This window comes from Variovorax sp. CF313, assembly GCF_000282635.1.
In the GTDB taxonomy this organism is placed as follows: Bacteria; Pseudomonadota; Gammaproteobacteria; order Burkholderiales; family Burkholderiaceae_C; genus Variovorax.
The window spans coordinates 23336-33918 of the sequence record NZ_AKIW01000008.1 but is presented as its reverse complement, the minus strand read 5'-3'; the positions used below and the strand labels follow the sequence as shown (position 1 = coordinate 33918).

The window sequence follows — 10583 nt, the reverse complement described above, 5'->3', positions numbered from 1 at the left end:
GTTCAGTGGTGCTACTGCCGTCTGTGGTTCGCGCTCCGTTGGCGCCTTGCTTCCTTCCGTCCCTGCCATTTTCTGGTTTCCCTCAGTTGATGTTCGCGCCTTGGAATTCGAGTTGCTCGAAGGTGCTGCCTGCAATCAAGATGCCGCCGAAGCCGCACCGCGTGAAGCTGCAGCCGGTGCGCAGGGCCTGGTCGACGCGCTAGCGGCTTCCCTGTTCCCTGAGTATTTCGCCCGATGTCCTGGACGCGATGTACAGCACCGATCGCCCCAGTTTGCTGGCGTTGCCGAGCCCCTTTTGCCCTGGGGGCAACTTGGCCGAAAACGCTATGCCGATGGTGTCGACCCCGTTTTCGTCTTCGCCGTTTTCCTTCTTTCGCTCGGCGATGTGAACGTTGAAGTTGTTCAGGTCCTGGCCGGTCTTCTCGAACAACTTGTACGCGTTGTTCAAGGCAACGACCACCGGAGTGTTGAGCAGCAGCTGGTCCGGCGACTCGACTTCGAAGAGCGGCGCGGCAGAGGCATTGAAGTTCATACAGATTCCCAACGCAATGATCAGGCCCTTAAAGCCTGTAGGTTTGATTCGTCTTCGGGTTGTAGCCCTTGTAGCCGTCGCTCGGCGTGCCGAGATAGCCTCGGTAGTCGGGATGATCATGTTTCATTCCTGTCTTGGCGGCAGTCTTGTCTTCCGGAGAGAAGTCGTTGCTTCCGTAATAGTCGTTGGCCCGGGTGGTGCGGTTTCCGTTGCGGTCGGAGTGATCGCCATGGGTGTGCCAGTAGCCCATTTCCTGCGCGCACTTCGGAATGCTCGGCGACAACGGCCCCCAGGGGTTGACGGTGTCCTTCTCGCCCCTGGTCGCCTTGGTGTAGTCGTACTTGCCGTCCGGCGTCCTGTAGACCAGGCCGCCGTACTCCACGTTGTCGCGGATGGACTTGTCGTTGTAGCGCAACATCGCCGCCTTGGCCGCGCCGTCCGCCGTGGCGAAGCGCCCGCCCTTGGGCGTCTTGCATGCCGGCGTTGCCTGCAAGCCCAGTGGGTCGATCCACGCCACGGGATTGAGGACGTACGCATGCGTGTTGAGGCCGCCACCCAGGCCCAGCGGATCGCTGCTGACGAAACGGCCGGCCTGCGGATCGTAGTAGCGATGCCTGTTGTAGTGCAGCCCGGTCTCGTCGTCCAGGTATTGCCCCTGGAAACGGATCGGGTTGGCAAAGCCGGCCCTTCTTCCCGCTTCGCTGATGACCTCTTTCGCCTCGCCCCATGCCTTGTACTGCGCCGACCAGGCAACCTGGCCGTTGTGGTCCGTCAGTTCCTGCGGCGTGCCGAGGTGATCGCACTGGTAGAAGGCAATCTCTTCCTTCGCGAAGGCTGCCGGGGCCGGCAATTGCTCACCGTTCCACAGCGGGTCCTGCGCGATGTCGTACTGCCCGCCATTGGCATCCATCAGCGCTTTCACATCGGTTGTCGTGTTCAGCACGATGGCTTGTGCCTGCCTGATCTGTATCAGCGGCACGAACGAATCCGGCTCGTGGATGTAGTGAACGCTCCAACCGCGGCCTTGTCGCTCGCTCTCGCCGGCCATGCTCTGCGTGCTCTCGAAAGCCAGCGTGTCACCGTCCCAGCCGAACAGCGTAACGGTGTCGCGCGAGCGCTTGGCGATGCGTCGCCCCATCGGGTCGTAGCTGAAGCACGTGGTGCCCTCTTCGTTCGTGGCGGCGGTCATGCGGTTGAAGCCGTCCCACTCGAACGTTGTCTTCTTCCCGTTCTTGACACGCTCGATCAGGTTCCCACGCCTGTCGTAGCGGTAGGTGATGCCCGCATATTCCTTCAGCAGGTTGTCCAGCAGCCTGTTGACTGCGCCCAGGCCTTGCGGTGTATCGCCGCCGACAGCATCGGCGATGTTGCCGGCGGGGTCGAAAGCAAAGGTCTCGCGGCCCAGGCGGCCGTTGGCTTCGAGCAGGCGACCCACGGGGTCGTACTGGTAGCTCAGATTGCCGCGCCGGCTGTCGCCGATGGCGGTCAGTTGGCCGGCCTTGTCGTAGCCATAGCTCCGGCGAAGGCTCAGTGCGTCGGCCGTGCCTGCCTTCGCATGCGATATCTGCTGCTCCAGGAGCCTGCCGACGGGGTCGTAGCGCAAGCGCTGGCCGAGGCCGTTGCCTTGCGCGCGGCCGATCTCGCGATGAAGATCGTCGCGTTCGAAGCCCAGGATGTCCTGTCCATCGACAAGCAGTCCGTGCACGTGGCCCGAGCCGTAGGTCAGCCATTGCGTCACATGGCCGTCGGGGCGGATGGTTGCAATGCGCTGGTTGAGTTCGTCGTAGCGGTGCTGCCAGACGGCCGTCTGCGAGCGGGCCAGATGGTGCTGATGCTCGCGCGTCAGGTTGCCGGCGGGATCGTAGAACCATTGCAGCCTCGCGTCGCGGTTGGTGGCTTCCATCAACCGGCCGTTGCGGTCGAAGGCGAAGCGCTCGACCTGCCCTTCGCCGGCATCGCGCACGACGAGGCGCCCCATCGCATCGAAATGAAGTGCCGTCGTGTGCGCACCGGCCTCCACGACCTGCGCCAGCGCGCCGGTGGCCTCCTCGTAGAGGTATTGCCTGCTTTGCCCGTCGAAGCCGGTTTCCTTCAGCAGCCGCCCCACCGGGTCGTAGCTGAAGTTGTAGCGGCTGCCATTCTCGTTGCGTAGTTCGGTCAGGCGGCCCAGCAAGTCCCAGTGGTAGCCCAGCGTCCGGCCCGCGGCATCGGTGCGGCCGGCCACGAGGCCAGCCCGGTTGTAGCTGTAGCGGGTGCGGCGGCCCAACGCATCGGTGTGGGCGAGCAAGCGCCCTTCGGCGTCATGTGCAAACTGCTCGCGGGTCTGGTCGGGCGAGAAGACTTCTTCAAGCTGGCCGGGGTGATTGGCATCGCCGCCCGAAGCAGCCTCGCCCACCGGGGTGTAACGGTAGCGGGTAGCCTGCCCCGCAGCATCGATGGTCCTGGTGAGCCGCCCACGGCCGTCGTACTCCCATCGGCTGGTCTTGCCGGAGCAGTCGGTGTAGCTGGCGAGCTGACCGGCGGGTGTGTAGCTCAGCCGCTTCGTGCCACCCTTGGCATCGGTGATGCACACGGGCCGGCCGGCCTTGTCGTAGGTGTACTCGGTCTTGTGACCCAAGGGGTCGATTTCCTCGGTGACGTGACCCTGCGCGTCGTAGTCCCGCTTCCAGATGTTGCCTTCGGCATCGCGCAGGCCGGTCATGCGGTTCAGCCTGTTGTACTCGAAATGCACGCGGCTGCCGTCCGCCCGGGTATGCATCTGCAGGTTGCCGTCGGCGTCGTAGGTGTAGTCGTCGGTTGTGCCGTCGGTGTGCACGTGGCGCGTGACGTTCTTCGCGTCGTCACGGAAGAACCACTCCTGCAGCTTGTCGGGGTGGATGATGCGGTAGGTGTAGCCCAGGATGTCGTAGTAGAACCAGGTCTCGCCACCCAGGGCGTCGGTCACGTAGGTCAGGCGGATGTTCCTGTCCCACTCGAACTTGAGCGCGAAGCTGCCGTCGTCGGACCACTCGCGCACGGCCTTGGCCTCGGGGCCGGTGCCGTCGTACTCGAGGTTCATGCCCCGGCCAGTGCGGTCGGTGTAGCGGGTCACGAGATGGTGGCTGTAGCCGTAACTCCAGCTGGCGCCATTCTCGTCCTGTGCGGACACGAGATCGCATTCGGCATCGTGGACATAGGCGGCGAGTTGACGCACGACCTGGCCTTCCTTCAACTCCCACAGCGACTTGATCAGGCCCGTCCGCGCATCGGGCAGGGTGCCGACATGCGCCATCGTGACGTCCCCCTGCTTGCTGACGATGTCGCTGAGCACCTGTTCGCCGGTGGCTGCGATCACATGGTCATAGCGCAGGCCAATGGAAGCACCGTCCCTGGCTTGCAGCGTCACCAGCCGGTAGTGCGAGTGCGCGCGGCCTTCGACAAGCTCGTAGATCTCGCGCCAGCCGCTCTGCTCACCGGCAGGCAGCGGCTTGCCGAAGTCCAGCGCCAGCAAGGTTCCGCTGAGGCGCGAGACCGTCACTTCCTCGATGGGATCGCGATGGACCTCGCCCACTGCCAGCAAGGGATAGGCATGGCTGCGGCCGTCGGCTGCGTGATAGACCAGACTCGGCTGGCCCTGGCGCTCACCCCTGGCCGGCGTCATCAGGTCCACGCGCGTGCTGTACGCCGTGAGCCAACGCGCACCCAGGCTCGCATGGTCGTAGGCATCGAGCTGGCTGCGGTAGGTGCGCGCCCATTCGATCGGCAGCGGTGCGGCGAGCACGAAGTCCGTATGGGTGAAGCTTTCGCAGCCGGTGACCAGGCTGATCGACTTGCCGAGCGCGACGGGCGCCGGGCAGTTCTTGCAGCCCGCGTCTTTCTTGCCTTCGGCCTGCTTGTTGACGTGCTCGAGCCGGTTGCCCGACCTGTCCTGCTCGGCCACCGCGCCCGCTCGCGGCGAAACAATCGCCCCGCGCTGCCCCTTCTTGCGCGCGATGGCGGCCAGCAGCTTGTGCAGCAGCCACATGATGCTGGCCTGCGCCTCCTTGTCGGCCAGTTGAACGAGCTGGCTGCGAAAGACTTTCTTGAAGTCCGACAGGCTCCCGATCACGCCGTTGACCTGCCCCGCCACGCTCTCGGGCAGACGATTGGCCGCCGCCTTGGCGGCGTAGTTGGCCGACTGTTTCGTGTACCTGACGGCGCTGCTCCACAAACGGTTCCAGGTGCTCTGGGTCTTCGGGTCATGCACATTGGTTTCGGCCGCGGCGGGCGTGCCGACCGTGAACATGTCCTTCTGGCCCAGCACACGCTGCAGGATGTCGATCAGGTTGTCCACGATGCTGTCGCTCAGCTTGGCGCAGCCTTGCAGCATGTCGCCGAGCTTGGCGATCGCGCCCTCGATGAAGACCTCCAGCTCGCCGACGATGGTGGCGTTCAGGTGCCCCACCAGCGTCGTGACGATGGCCTCGCCCAAGTTCGAGGCTGCGGTCTTCAGTTCCTGCTTCACCAGGTGAAGCGTCGGGCGCAGGCTCATGCGTGCAGCCGCCATGCTCGGCGGCAGCGGGATCAGCCCGATCAGGTTGATGCCCAGGCTCACCCAGTTCAGGAATGCATCGACGCTGTCCTTGGCCTTCTTCTCGACGATGTTGATGATGTCCAGGAACACATCCACCAGCGCCATGATGTTGCCCACGATCGGGATGCTGCCCAGCACCATCGTCAGTCGCTCCAGCGTCACGTAGCCGCCGCTGAAGGAGCGCAACCAGTCGTCCACCGCCTTGCTTGCCGCGGCGATGTCCTCCTTCACGATCGTGTTCAGTGGTGCTACTGCCGTCTGCGGTTCGCGCTCGGTCGGTTTCTGGCCTTGCTGCTGTTGCGGGCCTTCGCTTTCTGCCATCTTCTCTCCCTGCCTCTAGCTGGCGCCTTGACTGTGTTGTGAATCCCGGCTTCAGGGCCGGATCACGCAATCCTTCATCGTGAGAAATGCCGACCCCATCGCAAACCCGACCTCGCAGCTCGCAGCGAACTTCGCGCCGCTACGCAGCTCGCTCATCTTCTGGTTCTGCGCATCGTCCGCCGGGGTCAGGCGCGCCAGTTCCTGGTTGCCGCGCACGTCCGCGGCACGAATCACCGACGAGCCGCCGAAGGAATCGGACGCCTCGACAACCACAGCCGTGAACTGCACGCGCTGGCCATACTCCGGCATGCCGTGCGCGCGGCGGCCCTGCTTCTCGTAACTCTGGTGCAGCTTGCTCAGCGTGGTTTTCGTTTCCGCTTGCGCAGCACACAGAGAGGTGCCCCCCAGAAAGGCAGCGGCAACAAAAGCGATCGCGATGTTTCTCATGAAGATGGAATCGATGAAGTGATGACATTGCCCGTCAGGGCTCAATTGATGTTCGCGTTCTGAAACTCGAGCTGCTCGAACGTGCTGCCGGTGAAGTCGACGCTGCGCCCTTGCAGTCCTTGTGCATGCACCACGGTGCCGCTGCAGTTCAGCACGCCGACGTCGTTCCAGTGTCCGGCAGCGAAGCTGATGTCGTCCCATTGGCAGTGCGTGAAGGTGCTGGCGCTGATGCTGCCGCCGTCGAAGTTCGCACGCGTAAAGCTGCAGTTGACGAAGGCGCAGCCTGTGATCGAGATGCCGCCGAAGTCGCACTGCGTAAAGCTGCAGCCGGTGAACTGGCAGCCGCTCCAGCCCGCCTGCTTGAAGCTGATGGCGGTGAAGCTGGTACCTGCGAAGGTGGTGGCAGCGAACTGCGCCAAGCCCAGGTCGAGCCCGGCATAGGCGAAGCTGTCGGCCTGGCCCACGAGGCCGGCGGGAGCGCCGCCTGCGCCTTTGCGCCACATGTCGTGGGCCAGGATGATGATCTGGGAGCTCATTGGCCCGGCTGCCTGCTGGCCCCGACGCGAAGGGCTTCGATCCGCTGCAGCAGCCGGCCCGCATCCGGCTCGCCATTCTTGCGTGCTTCGGCAGCCCAGTACGCGGCCTCGGTCAGGGTGCTGCCGTCCAGTTGCAGCACGGCAGCGAGGTTGTACTGCGCCGTCGCATGGCCGCCCTCCGCGGCCCGGACGAGCCAGCGCCAGCCTCGCACCCTGCCGTCCTGATGCACGAAGTGGTGGTACTTCGAGAGGCGGAACGCGGTCTCGGCATCGCCAACCTCGGCCTTCGCGACCAGCGCGGCCTCCTGTTCCGGTGCGAGCGCTGCGGACTGGAGCGCTTCGATTTCCTGCGCGAGCCGGCCCGCGTCCGGGTCGCCGTTCCTGCGTGCCTCGGCGGCCCAGTGCGCGGCCTGGGCGAGGTCCTTGCCGTTCCTGTAGAGATCGGCCGCAAGCTCGTACTGCGCCGACGCTTGGCCGCCCTCGGCCGCCAGCTTGCGCCAGCGCCGCTCTTGCGAACGATCCTGAAGCACGTAGTTGGCGTACCTCGACAGGCGGAATGCGGCCTCGGCATCGCCGGCCTCGGCTTTCGCGGCCAGTGCGGCCTGCGCGTCGGGCGCGAGCATGGCGGAGCGTGCCGCGTCGATCGCGCCCAGGAGCTGGTCTGCATCTTTGTCGCCGTTCTGGAGCGCCTCCGTGGCCCAGTGCCGAGCTTGGTCGAGGTCCTCGCCGTCACTGCTCAGTTCCGAGGCCAGGTTGTACTGCGCCGTCGCATGGCCCGCCTTGGCGGCCACCGTGAGCCAGCGCGTACGCTGAACCTTGTCGGCTTGCGTGAAGGTGTAGTACTGGGCAAGGCGAAAGGCGGCCTGCGCATCGCCGGCCTCGGCCTTCCTGGCGAGATCGCTGCGCTGCGCATCGTCGAGCGCATGGATCTGTCCGCCCGATACGGGCTCGTCGTTGTTCATCGAATGCGCCTCCATGGCGGGAGAAAGAGAGAAAAGGACCAGCGCGAGCAGGGTCGGCATCGCGCTCAGGATGGTGTTGAGCGGCGCGACCGCTGTCTGAGGCTCTCGTTCGGACGTCTTCTGCTGCTGCGATCCTTCTGCCATTGCCTTGCTTTTCCTCTTGCCTGGAACCGTCTTGTTGTTCGAAAGAAGCGCGCCGTCGCGCCGCGTCAGCCCATGAAACCGGGGGTGCGGCCCGCGAGCGCGGGCGTGCCGGCAGCGGCAGGCAATCCGCCTTTTGCGACCCCGCCTGCCATGTTCGCGATCGCCGTGACCGGGGCGCCCATCGGCCCGAGCCGCGCGCCGGCCGCCTGCGCCGCCATGCCGGTGGCCGCCTGTCTCGCCTGGCCGAGCATCGCCTTGGCGCCACCCTGCCGGATCGCCTGCGCCGCGCCCACGGCTTGCTGCGCCGTGGCTGCGGCCTCGGAGGCCTGGCCGAGCAGGCTCGCGGCCTTGCTGCCGGTGCCCGCGACGCCGGCCAGCGCGGCCGCGGCGCCGCCGCCCGCCCCGCCGAGCAGCCCCGAGACGCCCGATGCAGCGCCGGCCGCATCGAAGCCACCGCCGGCCGGGGCCTTGCCCTTCCAGTCCTGCGGCGTGCCGAAGTAGCTGCCCTCCTCCCACGGATCGCGAGGGTCCTTGCCGAAGGTCACCTTGGCGGTGCCGATAGGCAGGCCTGCGACGCTCGCGAAGCCGTTGCGGTCCAGCGTTCCGGAGTGCGTGCCGCCTTCCGAATCGACCACGGTGAAATCGCCCTGCGCCACGCCCTGGTGCTTCTCGCCGGTCGGCTTGATGTACTGGTGGTAGAGATCGAGCTGGCCCTTGGGCACCTGCGGCGGATTGGGCAGCGCAGGCTTGCCCTCGCTGGCCGGCCCGACCAGACTGTGCACCGCGGCGTGCTCGCGCCAGGTACCGGAGGTGCCGTGCTCGATGCCGCCAGAGCTCCAGCGGCTGTAGCTCGAGCCGCCGTTGATCACCACCTCTTCCTTCGCCTGGATGGTGATCTTGTTGGCAGTCTGCGTGATGTTGAGCTTGGCCAGCACGTTGACGCTGTCCTTCAGCGCCTTGATGTCGATGTCGGCGCTGGCCGCCACCAGCCGCATGCCGGCCTTGGCGGCGAACAGGCGGATCGCGCTTTGCACGCTTACCAGCAGGCTCTTGCCCGCACTCACGCTGGTGTGGCCGCCGCTGGTGAGCGCGGTGTGCTCGCTGCTCACGATGTGGGTGGAACCTTGCGCCACGGTCTGCAGGCCGCGGGCGCTGGCCAGCGTCAGGTGCGGCTCCTGGAACTCGGGGAAGTCGCCCTGCTCGCGGTTGCCGCCCTGGCCCCTGATGGCGTCGTTCTGCGCCTTGAGGATCTCCGTGACCTCGTCCTGGTCGCCGGCGTCGTGCGCCTGCGCACCCCGTGCCACTTCGCTCAGGCCTTCGTGCATGTCGCGCGCCTGCGTGAGGCGGCCCACGGTCTCGCCCATGTCCGTCATGTGCGCCTGCGCGTTGGCCCGCGCCTCGGTGGTCACCAGCAATCCTTTGGCCGATCTCACCGCCCCATGCCCATCGGTACGCAGCTCGAAGCCCTGGCCTCGTGGCTCCTTGCGCCCAGCCGTGTCCTCGATGCGCCCGATATGCCCAACGCTCAACTGGCTGGCCTGGTGATCGCTGCGCAGCTGCGCCTGGATCTTCCCTGCCGTATCGTCGAGCACGATGTGGTTGCCTCGGCCCCCACCCAACTCGCGGCTGCGGATGCCCGACAGGTGCTTCTGCCCGGGCAGCTCCCACGCAGGCATGGTGTCGGCGTTGTGCACGCAGCCGGTGACGATGGGGTAGTCGGGGTCGCCGTTGAGGAAGTCGACGATGACCTCCATGCCGATGCGCGGCACGCTGGTCATTCCGAAGGTGGTGCCGGCCCATGCGGTGGACACGCGCACCCAGCAACTGGAGTTCTCGTTGTCCTGGCCAATGCGGTCCCAGTGGAACTGCACCTTGATGCGCCCGTACTGGTCGGTCCAGATCTCCTCGCCCGCCGGACCCACCACCTTGGCCGTCTGCGGGCCGCGTGTACGCGGCCTGGGGGTGGTGCGCTGCGGGCGCCACGCGTAGCTGGTGGGCTGAGCCTCGAAGGCGAAGCGCTGCACGGAGCCTTCGGTGCCGTCGGCGCCTTCGCTGGCCTGCAGGTTCTCCTGCAGGTGGTAGCTCACGCCCACGAGCAGGTACTGCTGGTTCTGGTCGGCCCTGGGATGGCCGGTCAGCCGCAGGGTGTGGCCGGTGGCCAGCTCGCGCAGGTTGGATCTGCCGGTGACGCGATTGCGCTGGCTGAGCTGTTCTTCGTTGCGGATGCGCGCATAGGTCTCGCCGTCGCCGTGCTGCACGAAACCGCCCGGCCATTCGTACTGTTCGTAGGCGTCGTGGTCGTGCCCGGGCGGCATCTGCCGCAGGTGCGACAGCTCGGCCTTGGGCTTCTCGAAGTCGTAGTCGTCGTTGTAGTGATGGCCGGGTCGCACCTCTTCGGCGATCTCCCACGCGTAGATGCGCTCGCGCTGGCCCATGCCGGACTTCTCCAGCGGGTGGTAGCGCACCTCCTCCCCGCCGGGCAGCGGGCTGTGCGAGTTCGCGATGTCGTCTGCGAACACGAGCACGTGCTGGCTCGCCTCGTGCCGGAAGTGGAAGTAGAGGCCTTCGAGTTCGCACAGGCGCGAGACGAAGTTGAAGTCGCTCTCGTGATACTGCACGCAGTAGTCCCAGCGCCGGTAGTCGCCGCGCGTGAGCTTCTTCTCGATGGGGTAGCCGTAGCTCCCGAGCACTTCCATGACGATGTCGGGCACGCTCTTGCCCTGGAAGATGCGGAAGTCGCTGCGCCGCGTGGCCAGCCACAACCAGGGACGCAATTGCAGGCGGTAGAAGGAATGGCGCGCGTCTTCTTGCTGCAGGCCGAACCGGGTGGCGATGCCGCCGAGGTAGCGCACGCCGCCCTCGGTTTCCACCGCCACGGTGGCCGCCTTGCCCAGCAGTGCCTTGGGGTCGATGCCGTTACTGCTGCCCAGCAGTTCGATGTCGAACGCGTAGAGCTGGCTCAGTGCCTCGCGGCCCACCAATTGGCGAAATTGCAACGCCTCGCCCAACGGCGTCTGGATGCTGACGCGGCGGCTCATTGCGCCTCTGCATCCGGCAAATAAGCCAAATTGCTCAATTGCAATAAAACG

Annotated in this window: 7 protein-coding genes; 1 reads left to right on the top strand and 6 read right to left on the bottom strand. The window is 65.9% G+C overall.

Annotated features, from left to right (window positions below):
* The coding region (locus PMI12_RS29325; RefSeq protein WP_237726039.1) for a hypothetical protein at positions 1 to 203 on the top strand (203 nt) is incomplete at its 5' end.
* Here the strand turns inward: PMI12_RS29325 and PMI12_RS02755 are convergent.
* The 6 genes from PMI12_RS02755 to PMI12_RS02730 form a co-directional block, all read right to left on the bottom strand.
* Positions 200 to 532, bottom strand: coding sequence for a hypothetical protein (locus tag PMI12_RS02755; RefSeq protein WP_007828868.1), 333 nt, complete (start codon positions 530 to 532; stop codon positions 200 to 202). The genes PMI12_RS29325 and PMI12_RS02755 overlap by 4 nt on opposite strands.
* A 28-nt stretch (positions 533 to 560) precedes the next feature.
* A complete protein-coding gene (locus tag PMI12_RS02750; RefSeq protein ID WP_007828866.1) occupies positions 561 to 5405 on the bottom strand; it encodes an RHS repeat-associated core domain-containing protein in 4845 nt (1614 codons plus the stop codon).
* Between the two features lie 51 nt (positions 5406 to 5456).
* Positions 5457 to 5852, bottom strand: a complete 396-nt coding sequence (locus tag PMI12_RS02745; RefSeq protein WP_007828861.1) for a hypothetical protein — start codon at positions 5850 to 5852, stop codon at positions 5457 to 5459.
* A gap of 41 nt (positions 5853 to 5893) precedes the next feature.
* Complete coding sequence (locus PMI12_RS02740; RefSeq protein WP_007828857.1) at positions 5894 to 6388, bottom strand: pentapeptide repeat-containing protein; 495 nt, start codon at positions 6386 to 6388, stop codon at positions 5894 to 5896.
* Positions 6385 to 7494 (bottom strand): sel1 repeat family protein, encoded by a 1110-nt coding sequence (locus PMI12_RS02735; RefSeq protein ID WP_007828855.1) that lies wholly within the window; start codon positions 7492 to 7494, stop codon positions 6385 to 6387. Before PMI12_RS02735 ends, PMI12_RS02740 begins: the two co-directional genes overlap by 4 nt.
* Positions 7495 to 7559: 65 nt before the next feature.
* Positions 7560 to 10532, bottom strand: a complete 2973-nt coding sequence (locus PMI12_RS02730) for a type VI secretion system Vgr family protein (RefSeq protein WP_007828854.1) — start codon at positions 10530 to 10532, stop codon at positions 7560 to 7562.
* Between the last annotated feature and the right edge of the window lie 51 nt (positions 10533 to 10583).

Coding starts and splice junctions, on each gene's coding strand:
- PMI12_RS02740 (WP_007828857.1), bottom strand. CDS start 6,388: ATGAGCTCCCAGATCATCATCCTGGCCCACGACATGTGGCGCAAAGGC.
- PMI12_RS02730 (WP_007828854.1), bottom strand. CDS start 10,532: ATGAGCCGCCGCGTCAGCATCCAGACGCCGTTGGGCGAGGCGTTGCAA.
- PMI12_RS02745 (WP_007828861.1), bottom strand. CDS start 5,852: ATGAGAAACATCGCGATCGCTTTTGTTGCCGCTGCCTTTCTGGGGGGC.
- PMI12_RS02750 (WP_007828866.1), bottom strand. CDS start 5,405: ATGGCAGAAAGCGAAGGCCCGCAACAGCAGCAAGGCCAGAAACCGACC.
- PMI12_RS02755 (WP_007828868.1), bottom strand. CDS start 532: ATGAACTTCAATGCCTCTGCCGCGCCGCTCTTCGAAGTCGAGTCGCCG.
- PMI12_RS02735 (WP_007828855.1), bottom strand. CDS start 7,494: ATGGCAGAAGGATCGCAGCAGCAGAAGACGTCCGAACGAGAGCCTCAG.